15 protein-coding genes are annotated in these 16693 nt (G+C 68.0%); 6 read left to right on the top strand and 9 right to left on the bottom strand.

Translation table 11 applies throughout. The annotated features are described in order from the left end of the window. Window positions 1-531: 531 nt before the first annotated feature. The 7 genes from Aco04nite_RS43190 to Aco04nite_RS43160 all read right to left on the bottom strand — a co-directional run bounded on the left by Aco04nite_RS43190 (window position 532) and on the right by Aco04nite_RS43160 (window position 10698). Window positions 532-1089 (bottom strand): dihydrofolate reductase family protein, encoded by a 558-nt coding sequence (locus Aco04nite_RS43190; RefSeq protein WP_213002985.1) that lies wholly within the window; start codon window positions 1087-1089, stop codon window positions 532-534. Window positions 1090-1392: 303 nt separating this feature from the next. Next, window positions 1393-3759: a glycoside hydrolase family 65 protein gene (locus Aco04nite_RS43185; RefSeq protein WP_213002984.1), complete on the bottom strand. Its 2367-nt coding sequence runs from the start codon at window positions 3757-3759 to the stop codon at window positions 1393-1395. A 24-nt stretch (window positions 3760-3783) separates the two neighbouring features. Further along, window positions 3784-4524, bottom strand: coding sequence for an HAD family hydrolase (locus tag Aco04nite_RS43180; RefSeq protein WP_203836944.1), 741 nt, complete (start codon window positions 4522-4524; stop codon window positions 3784-3786). 120 nt (window positions 4525-4644) lie between these two features. Then, entirely contained in the window at window positions 4645-5010 is a 366-nt protein-coding gene (locus Aco04nite_RS43175) for an ATP-binding protein (RefSeq protein ID WP_239158834.1), read from the bottom strand. A gap of 152 nt (window positions 5011-5162) precedes the next feature. After that, window positions 5163-6470: an ABC transporter ATP-binding protein gene (locus Aco04nite_RS43170; protein ID WP_213002983.1), complete on the bottom strand. Its 1308-nt coding sequence runs from the start codon at window positions 6468-6470 to the stop codon at window positions 5163-5165. A 110-nt stretch (window positions 6471-6580) separates the two neighbouring features. Then, window positions 6581-8755, bottom strand: a complete 2175-nt coding sequence (locus Aco04nite_RS43165) for a bifunctional glycosyltransferase/CDP-glycerol:glycerophosphate glycerophosphotransferase (protein WP_213002982.1) — start codon at window positions 8753-8755, stop codon at window positions 6581-6583. Beyond that, window positions 8752-10698: a DUF5941 domain-containing protein gene (locus tag Aco04nite_RS43160; RefSeq protein WP_213002981.1), complete on the bottom strand. Its 1947-nt coding sequence runs from the start codon at window positions 10696-10698 to the stop codon at window positions 8752-8754. Before Aco04nite_RS43160 ends, Aco04nite_RS43165 begins: the two co-directional genes overlap by 4 nt. Before the next feature lie 253 nt (window positions 10699-10951). Between Aco04nite_RS43160 and Aco04nite_RS43155 the strand changes: the two genes are divergently transcribed. Together Aco04nite_RS43155 and Aco04nite_RS43150 are read left to right on the top strand one after the other, a co-directional pair. Further along, window positions 10952-11134 (top strand): PspC domain-containing protein, encoded by a 183-nt coding sequence (locus Aco04nite_RS43155; RefSeq protein WP_213002980.1) that lies wholly within the window; start codon window positions 10952-10954, stop codon window positions 11132-11134. A 129-nt stretch (window positions 11135-11263) separates the two neighbouring features. Beyond that, entirely contained in the window at window positions 11264-11920 is a 657-nt protein-coding gene (locus Aco04nite_RS43150; protein WP_213002979.1) for a dihydrofolate reductase family protein, read from the top strand. A 4-nt stretch (window positions 11921-11924) separates the two neighbouring features. Here Aco04nite_RS43150 and Aco04nite_RS43145 read toward each other — a convergent pair whose 3' ends face one another. Continuing rightward, window positions 11925-14294, bottom strand: coding sequence for an ATP-binding cassette domain-containing protein (locus Aco04nite_RS43145; RefSeq protein WP_213002978.1), 2370 nt, complete (start codon window positions 14292-14294; stop codon window positions 11925-11927). Between the two features lie 525 nt (window positions 14295-14819). Then, the gene (locus tag Aco04nite_RS43140; protein WP_213002977.1) at window positions 14820-15173 is read right to left on the bottom strand and encodes a hypothetical protein; all 354 of its coding nucleotides are present in this window, start codon (window positions 15171-15173) and stop codon (window positions 14820-14822) included. 96 nt (window positions 15174-15269) lie between these two features. Here Aco04nite_RS43140 and Aco04nite_RS43135 point away from each other — a divergent pair, with 96 nt between their 5' ends. From Aco04nite_RS43135 to Aco04nite_RS50320, 4 genes are read left to right on the top strand one after another with little or no spacing between them, the layout of a single operon-like run. Further along, window positions 15270-15704 (top strand): helix-turn-helix domain-containing protein, encoded by a 435-nt coding sequence (locus Aco04nite_RS43135; protein WP_213002976.1) that lies wholly within the window; start codon window positions 15270-15272, stop codon window positions 15702-15704. Between the two features lie 21 nt (window positions 15705-15725). After that, a complete protein-coding gene (locus tag Aco04nite_RS43130; RefSeq protein WP_213002975.1) occupies window positions 15726-15983 on the top strand; it encodes a hypothetical protein in 258 nt (85 codons plus the stop codon). Then, complete coding sequence (locus Aco04nite_RS50325) at window positions 15980-16180, top strand: hypothetical protein (protein ID WP_213002974.1); 201 nt, start codon at window positions 15980-15982, stop codon at window positions 16178-16180. The genes Aco04nite_RS43130 and Aco04nite_RS50325 overlap by 4 nt, the downstream gene beginning before the upstream one ends. Beyond that, window positions 16162-16320 (top strand): hypothetical protein, encoded by a 159-nt coding sequence (locus tag Aco04nite_RS50320; RefSeq protein ID WP_213002973.1) that lies wholly within the window; start codon window positions 16162-16164, stop codon window positions 16318-16320. The genes Aco04nite_RS50325 and Aco04nite_RS50320 overlap by 19 nt, the downstream gene beginning before the upstream one ends. Window positions 16321-16693 lie beyond the last annotated feature (373 nt).

Raw genomic sequence — 16693 nt, 5'->3', positions numbered from 1 at the left:
GTACCAGGCGGCAGCAGGGCAGGCGCACTCACGGATGCATGTCTTGAAAGTCAGATAAGTGCGGCCAGCGACGGCAGGGCGGAGCCCCTGAACACCGCAGCGTGCCACTCCGAGCGGCCCTCCGCGCATTTCCGTAGACCCGCGCGAGAAACGGCCGCGTGGGAAACAGCCGGGCGAGACGAAGCTTGCCGGAACGTCCGGGTGAGACGGAGCGGGCCGGAACGTCCGGACGAGACGGAGCGGGCCGGAAATGTCCGGGCCGAGACGGAGCCGACGAGACGGAGCCGACGAAACGGAGCGAGGCAGGGCGAGGCAGGGCGAGGCAGGGCGAGGCAGGGCGAGGCAGGGCGAGGCAGGGCGAGGCAGGGCGAGGCAGGGCGAGGCAGGGCGAGGCAGGGCGAGGCAGGGCGAGGCAGGGCGAGGCAGGGCGAGGCAGGGCGAGGTGAAGGATAGGCGGGGCAAGGACGGTGGCCTCATGACGCCGGAACCCGGCCGCACAGACTGGGTGGGGTGAGGGGCGGGCGGGGGGGGTTAGGGGGTGCGGCGGTAGTGCATGGCTACTACGCCGTTTTGGAGGGGGGTTGAGGAGAGTAGTTGTAGGTGGCGGGTGGTGGGTAGGCCGTTTTGGTGGAGGGTTGGGCCGTGGCCGGTGATTCTGGGTTGGATGAGGAATTTGTATTCGTCGATCAGGTTCAGGCGGTCCAGTTCGGTGGCGAGTTTGCCGCTTCCGAGGAGGACGCCGGCCGGGGTTGCGTCCTTGAGATTTTGCACGCTCTCGCGCAGGTTGCCGGCTAGGTGGTGGCTGTTGGTCCACGGGAAGTCGGTGCGCGTCGTTGACACGATGTACTTGGGTTTGGCGTCCAGTTTGACCGCCCACTCGTGGATGGCCGGTGGTGCCTGCTCGTCACCTCGGGCGACGGCCGGCCAGTAGCTTTCCATCATTTCGTAGGTGACGCGGCCCCACAGCATTGCTCCGCCCTCGTCCATGAGACGGGTGAAGTAGGCGTGTGTCTCGTCGTCGGCGATGCCCTCCTGGTGGTCGACGCAACCGTCCAGGGTGACATTGAGGCTGAAGATGAGCGATCCCATGGCCGGCGAGTCTAATGCCGCCACGGCGTCGGGTCGGGCAGACGAGCCGAGAGCCGGACCTCCCGAACAGCCGGGACCGCTACTCCGCGCTCAGCACCAGGCGTACAACCGGCGTTGCAAAAGCAAAGCCCGGAACCCCACCACGAACCAAGAAAACCAGGCCGATGCGGAGCGAGGCGACGCCCCGCACGCAGAAAGAAGGGCCCGGGGATCCGTTCACGGAGCGCCAGCTCCTGGATCCTCGGGCCCGGCCTCGACGGGAGTTGCGGTCAGCACCACCCACCGAGCTACGACATCTTGATCTTAAAGGGTTGCGGCCCTGCGAACCGGAGCGCGACCGGCCGGCTGGGTGGGGGCGGGGCCGGTCGGGAGGGCGGCCGGGATCTGGAGGACGACCGGCTTGACCTGGGTGACCGTGACTTCTTTGCCGTGATGGAGGATGTCGAGGCGGGCTGAGCCGCCGCCGTTGCGCAGGGAGTAGGTGACCTCGTCGCGGGCGACCTCGACGCGCAGGCGCAGGCCGCGCCAGAGCAACGAGAACTCCAGGCCGTCGATGCGGCTGGGCAGGCGCGGGGCGAACGACAGCTGGCCGTTGTAGTCGCGCATGCCGCCCAGGCCCGCCACGAGGGCGATCCAGGAGCCTGCCAGGGAAGCCACGTGGACTCCGTCGCGGGCGTTCTGGTGGAGGTCGTGGAGGTCCATCAGGGCTGCTTCGCCGAGGTAGTCGTGGGCCAGCTCGGTGAAGCCGACCTCGGCTGCCATGACGGCCTGGATGCAGGCCGAGAGCGAGGAGTCGCGGACCGTGCGGGCGTCGTAGTAGGCGAAGTTGCGGGCCTTTTCCTCGGGAGTGAAGGCGTCGCCCCGGATGTACATCGCCATGACCAGGTCGGCCTGCTTGACGACCTGCTTGCGGTAGAGGTCGAAGTACGGGTAGTTCAGGAGCAGCGGGTACGCCTCGGGCGGGGTGTTCTCGAAGTCCCACTCCTGCAGCCGGGTGAAGCCCTCCGACTGCTGGTGGACGCCCAGCTCGCGGTCGTAGGGGATGTGGACCGCGGCCGCCGCGTCGCGCCAGGAGGCCAGTTCCTCGTCGTCGACGCCGAGTTTGCGGGCCAGGTCGGGGTGGCGCTTCGCCGCGTCCGCCGCGGCGTGCAGGTTCTGCTGCGCCATGAGGTTGGTGTAGATGTTGTCGTCGACCACGGCGGTGTATTCGTCGGGGCCGGTGACGCCGTCGATGTGGAAGCGGCCGTGGCGGTCGTGGTGGCCCAGGGAGCGCCAGAGACGGGCGGTTTCGACGAGGAGCTCGAGGCCGACCTCGCGTTCGAAGTCGTAGTCGCCGGTTGCGGAGACATAGCGGCGGACCGCGTCGGCGATGTCGGCGCCGATGTGGAAGCCCGCGGTGCCGGCCGGCCAGTAGGCCGAGCATTCCTGGCCGCGGATGGTGCGCCACGGGAACGCCGCGCCCTGGATGCCGAGCGTCTGCGCGCGCTCCTTGGCCAGGTCGAGGGTGGAGTGCCGCCAGCGCAGGACGTCCGCTGCCGCAGCCGGCTGGGTGTACGTGAGGGCCGGGAGCACGAAGGTCTCGGCGTCCCAGAACGTGTGGCCGTCGTAGCCGGGGCCGGAGAGGCCCTTGGAGCCGATCGGGCGCTGCTCGGCGCGGGCGCCGGCCTGCAGGGTGTGGAACAGTCCGAAGCGGACCGCCTGCTGGACCTCGGGGTCACCCTCCACCTTGACGTCCGAGTGGTCCCAGAACTCGTCGAGGTATTCACGCTGGGCGTCGAGGAGACCCTCCCAGCCGTCCAGGCGGGCACTCGCGAGCGCCGCGCCGACCTGGTCGCGCACGGCGGGCAGAGAGCGGTTGCTCGACCAGCCGTAAGCGGCCAGCTTGACGACGCGGAGCTTCTGGCCCGGCTCGAGCTTGCAGGCGACGGTGGTGCGCAGCCAGTCGGGGTGGCCCTCGGTGGTGACCGCGTGCTTGCCGGGCGCCTCGACGAGGTGCTCCATCGCAGCGGCCATGCGCAGGTCGCTGGCCTTGGTGCGGTGCACGAGCAGGCCGCCGGTGCGCTGCTCGAGCATCTCCTCGGCCTGCAGCGGGTGGTCGAGGACGGCGGCGACGCGCGGGTCCTTGCTGCTGATCGGGAGCTGCTCGTTGGCGACCAGCTCGGACTGCAGGATCAGCCGCGCGGTGTCGTTGAGCGGTTCGACCTCGTAGAGGAAGGCCACGACGGAGCGCTGGGTGAAGGACACCATTCGCACCGTGCGGACCCGGATCCCCTGGCCGGAGGGCGAGACCCACTCCACGATCCGCTCGAGGGTGCCCGCGCGCAGGTCCAAGGTGCGCTCGTGGGAGCGCAGCTCGCCGTAACGGACGTCGAACGGCTCGTCATCGACGAGCAGGCGCATCAGCTTCGCGTTGGTGACGTTGACCATCGTCTGGCCCGACTCGGGGAAGCCATAACCGGCCTCCGCGTACGGCAGCGGCCGCAGCTCGTAGAACGAGTTGAGGTACGTGCCCGGCAGGCCGTGCGGCTCGCCCTCGTCCAGGTTTCCGCGGATGCCGATGTGGCCGTTGGAAAGGGCGAAGACCGACTCGGACTGGGCCAGCAGATCAAGGTCCAGCCGGGTTTCCCGGATGTGCCACGGGTCGACGGGGTAAGCCCGTTCACGGATCACGGTGGTGCCTCTCGAAGTGAAAGGTTATCGGGTGAGAAGTTCGGAAAGGTCCTGGACCACGATGTCGGCGCCGTGCTCGCGCAGGGCGTCGGCCTGACCGACGCGGTCCACGCCGATGACGATGCCGAATTTGCCGGCCCTGCCCGCTTCGACGCCCGCCAGGGCATCCTCGAAAACGGCACAGTTCTCCGGCTCGACGCCGAGCAGCTTCGCACCATAGAGGAACGTGTCCGGCGCGGGTTTGCCGGGCAGCTTCTCGGCGCGGGCGACGACTCCGTCCACCCGCTCCTCCAGCAGATCGGTGATGTTCGCGGCGTCCAGGACGTCCTTGCAGTTGGCGCTTGCCGAGACCACCGCGCGGCGCAGCCCGGCCTTCTGCACGGCGTGCAGGTAGTCGACCGATCCCGGGTAGACCTGGACCGCCCCTTCCGCGATCTTCTGCAGGACGAGGATGTTCTTGCGGTTGCCGACCCCGTTGACGGTTTCCTCGTCGGGTCCGTCGTCGGGGGTGCCCTCGGGCAGGGTGATGCCCCGCGAGGCGAGGAAGGTGCGGACACCGTCGGCGCGTTGACGCCCGTCGACATATTGGTGGTAGTCGGCGCCGGAGTCGAACGGCACGTACGGCTGCCCGTGGTCAGCGGACCACCGCTGAAGGAAGGCGTCGAAGGTCTGTTTCCACGCCGCGTTGTGGACCAGGGCGGTCTGGGTGAGCACGCCGTCGAGGTCGAAGAGGCATGCCGTCACGTGAGGAGGTAGTCCGAGCACCGGCCTAATGTAGTCGCCTATCGGCGCTGACACCCTGGAAAGCCCCCGACGACGTTTCCACGGCGTTTCATCCGGGGTTCAGATGTCTTTCAGCAGGTCGTTGAGCAGCTCAGATGCGGGTTACTGGCCGGGCAGGTCAATTTTGAGTCCGATAGTCGTCCCGATCGGACCGGTCGCCATGGTGACTTCGTCGCACAGCTGGTACGCCAGCCAGATGCCCCGGCCGCCCACGCCGAACGCCTCCGGCACCTCGGGTGGGTGCTGCAGATGCTCCGGGATGCCCGGCCCGGAGTCGGTCACCGTGCACCAGACCGCGCTGCCGCTGACCCCGAGCACCAGCCGGCCGTTCCCGCCGGCGTGCAGGACCACGTTGGTGATCACTTCGTTGATCGCGAGGACGAAGCCGTCGAGCCGATCGCCGAGGCGGCGGTCGAGGCGTTCGAGGACCTCATGTCGTAGAACGGTGATGTCGTCGCGGCCGAACACGCGATCAAGATCCGTTTGACGGTGCGAGGCACCCGCGTCCGGCGACTCCCTGACCGGAGCCGGACGCAGCCTCTGCTGGTCAACAGTTTCCTCCACCGCCGAGCAGCTTACGCTGTGTACCGCTTTCGTGGCAGTCATCGGAGCAGCAAAAGTCAGCGCCAGCCGATGTCGATGCGGTCGCCGCGCTCATCGAAGAAGTGCAGAGCGTCGAGGCGGACGCCGATCGCGAGCGGGTGCCCGGCCGCGATCGCCGGATAGGGCGCCAGGCGTACGGCCAGCTCAGCGGGCCTGCGTGCATGCCGGCCCGGGTCGTTGAGGATTGAGGCCTTGGGCTCCTCGCGGACGATCACGGGCTTCTCCGTACGCCCGGTGAGCCGCTGCAACGTCTCCCCGAACCTCCGGAACGCCCCGCCCCCACCGGCCGGCTCGGTGACACCCTTGCCCAACTCGTCCACGGAGATGGCGGTGGCACCGACGTCCAGGAACGCCAGCGACTCGTGCCCGTGGTGCTCGAGGTAACGGACCCGGCCCTGCAGCACCCCCTGCACCGCGTCGCCCGGGGTGTCCGGGGAGACCGGGGTCAGCGCCTCCGCCCGCATGCCCACGACGATCCGCTCACCGTGGTAGTGCGACAGGGCGCGGGCCCGGATGTCGTTCCAGGGCAGGTACAGCGCCTGCTCGCCGAGGTTCAGGGCGATGTAGCGGTCGAGGTGCGCGTAGACCGACGCTTCGAGCAGGTTCATCCGCGGGGAGCCGAGGAACGCCGCGACGTAGAGGGTGGCCGGGCGGCCGTAGACCTCGGTGGGCGTACCGATGTCCTGCAGCACACCCTTGCGCATGATCGCGACCCGGTCGGCCATCGTCAGCGCCTCGGCCTGGTCATGGGTGACATACATGGTGGTCACGCCGAGTTCGCGGGTCAGGCTGCTGATCTCGGTACGCAGCTCAGCGCGCAACCCGCTGTCAAGGTTGGACAGCGGCTCGTCCATGAGGAACAGCCCCGGCCGCCGGACGATGGCGCGCCCCATGGCGACCCGCTGGCGCTGCCCGCCGGAGAGCTGGCCGGGTTTGCGGCCGAGCACGTCGCCGATGCCGAGCGCGCTGGCGACGTCACCGATCCGCTCGCTGCGCGCGTCCGGCTCGACCCCCGACAGTTTCAGCGGGAAGCCGATGTTGCCGCCGACCGTCATGTGCGGGTAGAGCGCGAAGTCCTGGAAGATCATCGCGATCTGACGGTCGCGCGGCGGGAGGTCCAGGACCGGTTCGCCGTTGAGCAGGATCGCCCCGGCCGAGGGGTCCTCCAGCCCGGCGATCATGCGCAGGACGGTGGACTTGCCACAGCCGGAGGGACCCAGCAGGACCAGGAACTCGCCGTCTTGCACGTCGAGGCTGACCCGGTCGACCGCCACGGTGCCGTCCGGCCAGACCTTGGTGACGTCTTTGAGCGCGACGGTGGACACCGTCAACCTCCTGCATGTGAGCTGCGACGATGGCTTAGCGTGACCACACGCATCAATGTCTGCCATCGGGTGAACGGCCATTCGCAGCCTGTCACCACATCGTCACAGTTCTATGAGGAAGATTCCCCCAGCAATACTCGGCGTACGACCCGCTCAGAGGCCTTGCCGTCGTCGAGGTAGCAGAACCGCTCCCGGAAACGGGTCCGGGCGGCAGCCGACCGGTCGCTCGCGTACGCCCCCGAGTCGAAGACCTCGATCAGCTCGGCGAAGCTCGTGGCGACCGCGCCCGGCGGCAGCTCCATGAGGTCGAAATAGACCCCGCGAAGCTCCTGGTACGCGTTCCAGTCCGGCGCGAAGATCACCAGTGGCCGGTCCAGCACCGCGAAGTCGAACATCGCCGACGAGTAGTCGGTCATCATCACGTCGGCGGCAAGATAGAGATCTTCGACGATGGGGTACGCCGAGACGTCGACGATCCGCCCCCGAGCCGCCTGCGCGGCGTGATCCGCGGCCACGTAGAAGTAGTGCGCCCGGACCAGCAGTACGGTGTCCGGGCCGAGCCGGTCGGCGAACGCCTCGACGTCGAGCACCTGGGTGCCCATCGGCAGCCACTCGCGGTGCGTCGGGGTGTAGAGCACGACCCGCTCGTGCGGCTGGATGCCGAGCTTCTCCCGGACCGCCGCGGAGTCGGCAGCCGACGCCGACGCCAGCCGGTCGTTGCGTGGATAACCGGACTCGATCGTCTCGTAGCGGCACGGGTACGCCCGCTCCCACGCGATCGTGGTGTGCGCGTTCGCCGTGATGCTGAAGTCCCAGCGGTCGGCCCGGCGCATCTGGGCGTGGAAATTCTGGTCCTTGGCGGCCGCCGGATGATCGGCCTGGTCCATCCCCATCGCCTTCAGCGGGGTGCCGTGATGGGTCATCACGTGCGTGGTGCCGTCCCGCTTGACCACCCAGTTCGGCCAGTTCACGTTGTTGACCAGGTAACGGGCCCGGGCGAGTGCCCTGAAGTAGGGCAGCGAGCCCGCGACCACGTAATCGGTGCCCGGCGGCACGGACTTCGTCCGCCCCTTGCTGACGACCCAGACGTTGCGGATGCCGGGTGCCAGCTCCTGCGCCTTGCGGGAGATCGCGGCGGGATTGCAGGTCACCCCGCGATACCAGTACGCGGCATAGAGCGCGAGATTCTCGTCGACCGCGCCGCGCAGCTGGAGCTTGTAGTAACCCCGGTACAGGCTCTGCCGTGCCTTCTTGGCCAGCCCTTTCGCCTTCGCCACCGGCACCCGGCGCGCCCGGTTCGCCGCCTTGGCCACCCGGATGGCCTGGTCGAGCATCCGGAGCTTCGTGAACGAGCCCTCACCGATGAACCGGTGCCGCAGCCCGTCCGCCCGGCCCTTCATCGGGTACGCGCCGGCCGGCCGGTAGCGCCGGTAGTCCTCGCTGATCCGCGTGAAGAACGCCTGCCGGGAGGCCTTCTTCACCCGCTGACTGTTGTCCAGGACGATCAGGTAGTGCCACATCATCCGGGCGAACAGCAGAGGCCGGATCTGTGCGGCGCGATCGCTGTACTGGTCGACCAGCGCCATCGCGTGGGCCCAGTGGTCGAAGATCTCGAAGTGCCGGTCGCCGAGCGTCCTGGTGATCGCGCCGGTCCGCCGCTGGCGGTAGTGCACGCAGACCCGGGGCAGCGCGCTGATCCGCTCGGCCACCGACATGATCGGGAAGGTGAACGAGACATCCTCGTACCAGCCTTCCTCGAAGCGGAACCCGAGCCTGATCAGCAGGTCACGGCGGATGACCTTGTTCCAGGCGACGTGCAGGACGTTGAGCACCTTGGGGAACTGCTCGACGGTGAACGTGTCCGGCGCCTCGGCGAGGATCTTCGTCGCGCCCGACTGGGTCACCCGCGCGTCCCAGTGCACCCGGTCGAAGCCGACGATCAGCACGTCGGGCGTGGCGCCGGCGATCCGGTCGGCGACCGTGGTCAGCGCGCCCTGGGCGAGCCAGTCGTCGCTGTCGACGAACCAGACGTACTCGCCGATCGCGTGATCCAGGCCGATGTTGCGGGCCCGGCCCAGGCCGACGTTCTCCTCGAGCGACACCACGCGGACCCGGGAGTCACGAGCGGCGTACTCGGCGAGAATCGCCCCGCTGTTGTCCGGCGAGCAGTCGTCGACCGCCACGATCTCGAAGTCGGTGAACGCCTGCCCGAGGATCGAGTCCAGGCACTGGCGCAGATATCCCTGCACCTTGTAGACGGGCAGCACGACACTGAGCAGAGTCATCGACTTCCTCCGGTTCGCCAATCCTTGACTGCCCCTGTCAGAAACTGCGTGCCGACACCGACGGCGAGCACCAGCTCACCAGCCGTTGCGACACCCGCCAGCGCGAAGAACACCAGCAGCACGACCCGCCCGTCCCACCCGAGCAGCGCGCGTCGCGCATGTGCATCCGGAGCGCCCTTCTCCATCCGGGCGGTCAGGTCGTAGTGATGCAGCGCGAGCACGAAGAGCAGCGCGAACACCACCACCGGCGGCACGTCGCAGATCATCGCGACCGCCACCGCCATCAGATACTCGCCGGCACGCAACCCGGCCGGCACCAGCCAGTCGAGCGGCCCGCCGTGCGAGGACCGCGCCGCAGCACCGGCCCCGAGCACCAGCAACGCCACCACCAGGAGCCAGATCCCGGCCTCGCCCGCCCGGACCCATTCGAATTCCAGGTACGCCGCCCGCCACGGGGTCCCGCGCGGCACCCAGCCCGCCGCGACCGCACCGATCAGCACGAGCGGGGAAACCGCCGCGATGCCGGCCCAGAGCAGGGGCTGCTTCAACCCCGCGGCACTCACGGTGCCACGAACCAGCCGGCCGTCATCACGATGCCGCGACGTGTCGACCGTGTCCAGCACTCCGACGCGCATCGAGATCGAGCGCAACGACCTCAGCCCCAGCGTGTACGCGAGAGCGAGCGCCCCCCATGCCACGGTGACCGCCAGCGCGACGCGCCCGTTGAAGACCGCCGCGAGCAGCGCGATCAGGGCCCACCGCTCGCCGATGGGGAACACCACGATCCGCTTCAGCCAGTACGCGATCGAGCCGGTGTCACCCTGCACCTTGTTGGACGCGCGGCTCAACCGGGCACCGACGCCGCCGCCCGCGTCCGCGTTGCCAGCTGTGCCGACCGACTGCCGGGCCGCGGCCTCGTCGTGCAGGGCGCCGTACCAGGTGTCGGTCATGTGCCGGACGGTCTGCAGCACGATCGCGGTGATCGCCAGCGGCCACGCGAACGACAAGCCCATCCGTTCGGCCCCGGCGGCGAGCCCGGCGTAGACCGCATATTCCTTCGCCCGGTCCGCCATCGTGTCGAGCCAGCCGCCGAACGCCCCGAACTGCCGGGTGTATCGGGCCAGCTGGCCGTCCACGCAGTCGAGGACGAAGCCCAGGTAGAGCAGGATCGCACCGATGATCAGCGCCGGGCGGGACGCCTGCCAGAACCCGAGGGCCGCCACCACGGAGAGGAGTACGGAGAGGGCGGTGACCTGGCTGGGCGACAACTTGGCGCGGGCGCAGAGCTTCGTTACCAACGGCGACCAGCTGCTTACGGCGTACGTGGTGAAGAAGTCGTCTTTTTCCTTGACCGCCAGGCGCAGCAGGGCCTTGTCCTCGTCCACGCTTGCGACAGCGGCCTCGGCAGCGGCCAGCTCCGCGTCGGTGTGGACGCGCTCGGCGTGCAGAAGGCGCACACGGGTCGCGATCGGGACGAGCCCGGCTTGCAGTAACGCCGCGAAGAGGGCGTCGACGTTTTGTCCTTTTACGGTGCCCGCCGCTGCCGTTACGAGACCAAGATCACTCGTCGCGACGCAGAGTGCGCCGAGGAAGCTCGTGGGCCCGTCGGAGGCCGGAACGAGGCGCCCCCGATCCTCCCTCAGGTCGCCTCCGTCGCCACTCTCCGTGGCCGCCACCAGCGCGGTGCTGCGGCCGGCCGGCTCGGTGGCCAGCGTCCACAGCAGACTCGGATGCGCGACGAGATTGTCGGCGCAGATCAGCAAGGGCTCATCGGCGAGCTTGACGATCTCGCGAATTTGCCCGGATATATCCGGTCCATTGACTTCAAAAATCTGGCTGACGCCAGCTCTCGACAGGGCGGAACGCACATCTTCGGCAAGGCTGCGAGCAGCCTCCGGCCTGAGATCGTTTCCGGTGCTCCCGCACAACACGGCGAGCGTCACCGCGGCATCCCTCCCACCTCGACCGCCTACGGTCGCAGAGAGTAGGCGGCGAAATTTGCCCCGATGTTAACAGTGAATCCCGTGAGGGTACGGGGTTCCCCTACGGGGATGTGAGCGCCCTTATCCCTCTCGCGACCGAGGGCGGACGGGGTGACGGTCCATACCGTGGAAAGCGGTCGAGGCACCCGGCCCCGGCCACCACTTGCCACGCCAGTGCTGACGCGCTGAGCGCGGCATCGAAGGAGTGAACGAGATGACCCGCCGCCTTGCGAGACCCCGCGACGACCGTTGGATCGCCGGCGTGTGCTCCGGTCTGGCCCGCCGTTTCGGCATGTCCTCCGGAATGATGCGCCTGATCTTCATCCTGTCCTGCTTGCTGCCCGGCACCCAGCTCATCGTTTACCTCGTGCTCTGGGCTCTGCTCCCGAACGAGTGATTCCCGGTGCCGGCGCCCCCTTCCGGGCGCCGGTGCCGCACTTCTCGGGCGCGCCGCCGCAGGCCGAAGTTGCTGCGGCTCCCGGAGACCTCCGTAAGGTGCTTGCAGATCGCATACCTGGGAGGGTCCATGTCGCGCGTCCGCGTCCACAACTTCTCCGTTTCCCTCGACGGCTTCGGCACCGGGGAGGGGCAGGAGCTCGAGGCACCGTTCGGGCACGCCGGGACCGGTCTGCTCGAGTGGGCCTTCGAGACCCGCACCTTCCGTGACATGGGCATACACGGGGAGACCGCGGGATCGCACGGCGTCGACGAGGCGTTCGCCAGCAACTGGGCACGCGGCATCGGCGTGGAGATCATGGGGCGCAACAAGTTCGGCCCCCAGCGCGGCCCCTGGAGCGATGAGGAGTGGAAGGGCTGGTGGGGTGACGACCCGGTCTTCCACACCCCGGTCGTCGTACTGACCCATCACCCCCGGCCGACGCTCGAGATGGAAGGCGGGACGACCTTCCATTTCGTGGACGCCGATCCCGCATCCGCTCTCGAGCAGGCTCGCGCTCTCGCCGGCGACCTCGACGTGCGCATCGGCGGTGGGGTGAGCACCGTCCGGCAGTTCCTCCAGGCCGACCTGATCGACCAGATGCACATCGTCCTCGTGCCGATCCTCCTGGGCCGCGGCGAACGGCTGTGGGACGGCCTCGAAGGACTGCAGGAGCGATTCGCCATCGAAGCCACCCCCTCTCCGAGCGGCGTCACCCACCTGACCTTCCAGCGCCGCGCCCGCTGAAAACCTATTTCCCCACGTACGCCGCCAGGTGCTCGGCCGTCAGCGTCTTGCGGCCGGCCACCAGGTCGGCGGGCGTGCCCTCGAAAACGATCCGTCCCCCGTCGTGACCAGCGCCGGGACCGAGATCGATGATCCAGTCCGCATGCGCCATCACGGCCTGGTGATGCTCGATGACGATGACCGACTTGCCCGAGTCGACGAGCCGGTCGAGCAGACCCAGCAGGTTGTCCACGTCGGCGAGGTGCAGCCCCGTCGTCGGCTCGTCGAGAACGTAGACGTTGCCCTTGTCGGCCATCTGCGTCGCCAGCTTGAGCCGCTGCCGCTCGCCGCCGGATAGCGTGGTCAGCGGCTGACCGAGCCGGATGTAGCCGATCCCGACATCAGCGAGCCGCTTCAGAATGGCGTGCGCGGCCGGCGTATGCGCATCGCCACCGCCGAAGAACTCCTCAGCCTCGATCACCGACATCGCGAGCACCTCGCTGATGTCCCGTCCGCCGAAGTGGTACTCCAGCACCGACGCGTCGAACCGCTTCCCCTCGCAGACCTCGCAGACGGTGGCGACCCCGGCCATCATCGCCAGGTCGGTGTAGATGACGCCGTTACCGTTGCAGTTGGGGCAGGCACCTTCGGAGTTGGCACTGAACAGCGCCGGCTTCACCCCGTTGGCCTTGGCGAAGGCCTTACGGATCGGCTCCAGCAGCCCCGTGTACGTCGCCGGGTTGCTGCGCCGCGACCCCCGGATCGGCGTCTGATCAACCGACACCACGCCGTCGAGCCCGGTCACCGACCCCCGGACCAGTGAGCTCTTGCCCGACCCGGCCACCCCGGTCAGCACCGTGAGCACACCGAGCGGAATATCGACATCGACGTTCCGCAGGTTGTGAGCATCGGCGCCCCGCACCTCCAGCACACCGTTCGGCGTGCGGACCGTCTCCTTCAGCGACGCCCGGTCGTCGAAGTGCTGCCCGGTGAGAGTGCCGCTCTTCCGCAGCCCCGCGACGGTGCCCTCGAAACAGACGGTCCCGCCACCCGACCCGGCCCCCGGCCCGAGATCGACAACATGGTCGGCGATCGCGATCGTCTCCGGCTTGTGCTCGACGACCAGCACGGTGTTGCCCTTGTCCCGCAGCCGCAGAAGCAGATCGTTCATCCGCTGGATGTCATGCGGGTGCAGCCCGATCGTCGGCTCGTCGAACACATACGTGACGTCGGTCAGCGACGACCCGAGGTGCCTAATCATCTTGGTCCGCTGCGCCTCACCACCCGAGAGCGTCCCCGCCGGCCGATCCAGGCTCAGATACCCGAGCCCGATCTCCACAAAAGAATCGAGGGTCTCCCCCAGCGACTCGAGCAACGGCGCAACCGAGGGCTCCTTCAACCCCCGCACCCAGCCCGCCAGATCACTGATCTGCATCGCGCAGGCGTCAGCGATGCTGATCCCCTTGACCTTCGACGACCGAGCCTCCGCACTGAGCCGGCTGCCGCCACACTCAGGGCACACCGTGAACACCACAGCCCGCTCCACGAACGCGCGCACATGCGGCTGCAACGCGTCGACATCCTTGGAGAGAATCGACTTCTGGATCTTCGGGATCAGCCCCTCGTACGTCAGGTTGATACCGTCGACCTTGATCTTGGTCGGCTCCTTGTACAGCAGATCCTGCAACTCCCGCTTGGTGTACTTCCGAATCGGCTTGTCCGGATCGAAGAAACCGGATCCGATGAAGATCCGCCCCATCCATCCGTCCATGCTGTACCCCGGGATCGAGAACGGCCCCTCATTCAACGACTTACCGTCGTCATAGAGCTGAGCCAGATCAATATCGGTAACCGACCCCCGCCCCTCACACCGCGGGCACATCCCCCCGGTAATACTGAAACTGCGCCGCTCCTTCACCTTCTGCCCGGCCCGCTCAATGGTCACCGCCCCGGCCCCACTGATCGAAGCCACATTGAACGAAAAAGCCTGCGGCGACCCCACATGAGGCTTCCCCAGCCGACTGAACAAAATCCGCAACATAGCCCCGGTATCGGTAGCCGTCCCCACCGTCGACCGAGGATCACTCCCCATCCGCTGCTGATCAACAATAATCGCCGTCGTCAGCCCCTCCAGCACATCCACATCGGGCCGCGCCAACGTCGGCATGAACCCCTGCACAAAAGCGCTGTACGTCTCATTGATCATCCGCTGCGAGTCCGCAGCGATAGTCGCGAAAACCAGCGAACTCTTCCCCGAACCCGAAACCCCCGTAAAAACGGTCAGGCGCCGCTTCGGAAGCTCAACACTGATGTCTTTCAAGTTGTTCTCTCGCGCCCCGTGCACGCGAATAAGGTCGTGACTGTCAGCGGCGTGCGGTTTGGTCCTCGCGGCCATGTTCTTCATATCCCCATCGTCGTCAGACGGACCGTGTGTGGTGGTGGTCCTGTCATCGTCGCGTTTGCCTACGGTATCTGTGGGGGTCCGGGTTTTGCTTCTTGAATCCTGATCCTTGCTGGCGGGTCTCTTGCGGTGGACGGGTGAGGGCCGGGGTGGCCGAGCCGGGCTTTAGGGGATTTTTTATGCCTGGCTCGGCCACCCCGCCCTCACCCTTGCGTCAGAGAGTGTGCGGCTTCGGACGTGGTTGCTCACCGCTCCGTGCGCGGCTCGTCGTGGCCTTCACCTCCCGGATTCTGGTCCGGCTGCCGCGCCTCTGCTCACGCCCACCGGCCCAGCCCGGCAGGCCAATCAATGTGCCGGGTCATGCGACGCACCGCGCCCGTCACGCTCCCAACCCCACACCACCCAAAGCCCCGCTACCCGCCCAGCCCCACACCGCCCCGCCGCGAACGCACAGCGCCACACCCACACCCACACACCCAGCCTGGAGCACGCAGCGCTGAGCGCTAGTGCTGCGCCGCGTTAGTTTGTCGGGGGTGTGAGCCAGGCGGTGGGGTCGTTGAGGTAGAGGCCGCAGGCGCAGTCGAGGGCTTCTTCCGGGCTGCCGAAGGGCAGCCCGGACGGCAGCAGGTTGTCTTGGTAGCTGTCGTGGCTGGCCAGGTAGATCGCGAAGCCCCAGGTGTGCAGGACCCCGCTGAACCGTAACCGGCACATCGGTTGTACTCGCCCGTCGGGGAACAGCCCGTCGAGGTAGGCGAACCCGGCCCGGTAACGGACCTGAACCTCGGCGAGTTGTGGCCAGCGGTCATGGGCATGCTCGTTGAGTCGTTGCCGCAGGTGGTGCTGCATCGACTCGGGCGGGTTCTTACGGGCCATGCAGGTCATGCTGCCGCGCTCGACGCTCTGACGCCATGATCAGCGAGGAGCTGCCCGATCGGTGTCGGCTCGGCGGGATGGGCACGTTTCGTGGCGGTGGCAGCAGTGCAGATCGCGTTGGACGAGCAGACCCGCCGGCGCCTGTGCCGGACAGCGAGGTCGGCCCGTGCCGAACTGCGGCAGGTGTTACGGGCGAAGATCGTCCTGGCCGCGGCCGACGGCATACCCAACGCCCGGATCGCGGCGGATCTGCAGATCGGTGTCGACATGGTCCGTAAATGGCGGTCCCGGTTCGCCGTCACCGGCCTGGCCGGGTTGAGTGACGCGCCACGCAGCGGACGACCTCGCCGGCACGGAAGCGACGTCCGGGTTCGGGTGATCGCGGTCGCGACCTCGGCCCCGCCCTGGCCGGAATCGACCTGGTCGCATCGGGCCATCGCCGGGCGACTGGCCGACACCGGGATCTCAGCGTCGCAGGTCGGCCGGATCCTGGCCGACTGCGACCTGCGCCCGTATCGGGTCCGCGGCTGACTGACCCGTAAAGACGACCCGATGTTCTGGATCCGCGCCCGCGACGTCTGCGATCTCTACCTCAACCCGCCGCCGGGCGCGGTCGTGCTGTCCATCGACGAGAAGACCGCGATCGCCGCCCGGTCCCGTAAACACCCCGGCCGGGCCGTCGCACCGGGCCGGCCCGCCCTGCGGGAGTTCGAACACGTGCGTCACGGCACCGTGTCGATCGTCGCCGCCCCCTCGATATCCGGACCGGGCAGGCGATCACCGAACCGATCGTCCGGAACGACTCAGTGACCTCCCAACGATTCCTGAGCATGCTCGATACCTGCATCGACCCCGCCAAGACCATCCACGTCGTGCTCGACAACGGATCGTCACACGTCGCGAAAGCCACCCGGGCCTGGCTCGCCGCGCATCCCCGCTGGCACGTCCACTGGACCTGGTCCACGCCTCCTGGCTCAACCAAGTCGAAATGTACTTCTCCGCCCTGACCCGCCGGGTCGTGCGCCACGGCGACTTCCCGTCACGACAGGACCTGATCGACAAGATCGACACATACGTGATCGAGAAGAACACCACCGCCAAGCCCTACCGCTGGACCTACGACGGCACCCACCTCAAAGCCGCATGACCCCCGACCAACTAACGCGGCGCAGCACTAGGCATGCAGCACGCGCGCTGGGGGCTGGGGGCACGGCGCACGGCGCACGGCGCACGGCGCACGGCAAGCATTGTTGACTGACGGAGCAGCGGTGGCTTGTAAGCCAGGCATCCGGACGCCGCTGAACGGGCGAAGAACCAGCCGCTGAGCGCCCCCGGCGAGGTGCGTCGCAAGCCCCACCACCCAGGCCGGCCCGCCAGAGCCAACCGCCAACCCAAACCAGAAGCGCGGCAGCCAGCCCACCACCAGGAGGTGAAAGCCCAGCCCACCCACGCACGGACCGATCAGCAACCACGGACAACCCGCAGCGGCTCAAACGCAAGGGTGGGGGCCGGGATGGTCA

Origin of the sequence: Winogradskya consettensis (genome assembly GCF_018332715.1) — a bacterium.
GTDB classification, from domain to species: Bacteria; Actinomycetota; Actinomycetes; order Mycobacteriales; family Micromonosporaceae; genus Actinoplanes; species Actinoplanes consettensis.
This window is presented reverse-complemented; position numbering and strand designations above follow the sequence as displayed.

What these genes read in the sequence shown, in the direction of transcription:
- Aco04nite_RS43190 (WP_213002985.1), bottom strand. Translation starts at nt 1,089, where the DNA reads ATGGGATCGCTCATCTTCAGCCTCAATGTCACCCTGGACGGTTGCGTC.
- Aco04nite_RS43165 (WP_213002982.1), bottom strand. Translation starts at nt 8,755, where the DNA reads ATGACTCTGCTCAGTGTCGTGCTGCCCGTCTACAAGGTGCAGGGATAT.
- Aco04nite_RS43155 (WP_213002980.1), top strand. Translation starts at nt 10,952, where the DNA reads ATGACCCGCCGCCTTGCGAGACCCCGCGACGACCGTTGGATCGCCGGC.
- Aco04nite_RS43150 (WP_213002979.1), top strand. Translation starts at nt 11,264, where the DNA reads ATGTCGCGCGTCCGCGTCCACAACTTCTCCGTTTCCCTCGACGGCTTC.
- Aco04nite_RS43145 (WP_213002978.1), bottom strand. Translation starts at nt 14,294, where the DNA reads ATGGCCGCGAGGACCAAACCGCACGCCGCTGACAGTCACGACCTTATT.
- Aco04nite_RS43140 (WP_213002977.1), bottom strand. Translation starts at nt 15,173, where the DNA reads ATGGCCCGTAAGAACCCGCCCGAGTCGATGCAGCACCACCTGCGGCAA.
- Aco04nite_RS43130 (WP_213002975.1), top strand. Translation starts at nt 15,726, where the DNA reads ATGTTCTGGATCCGCGCCCGCGACGTCTGCGATCTCTACCTCAACCCG.
- Aco04nite_RS50320 (WP_213002973.1), top strand. Translation starts at nt 16,162, where the DNA reads ATGTACTTCTCCGCCCTGACCCGCCGGGTCGTGCGCCACGGCGACTTC.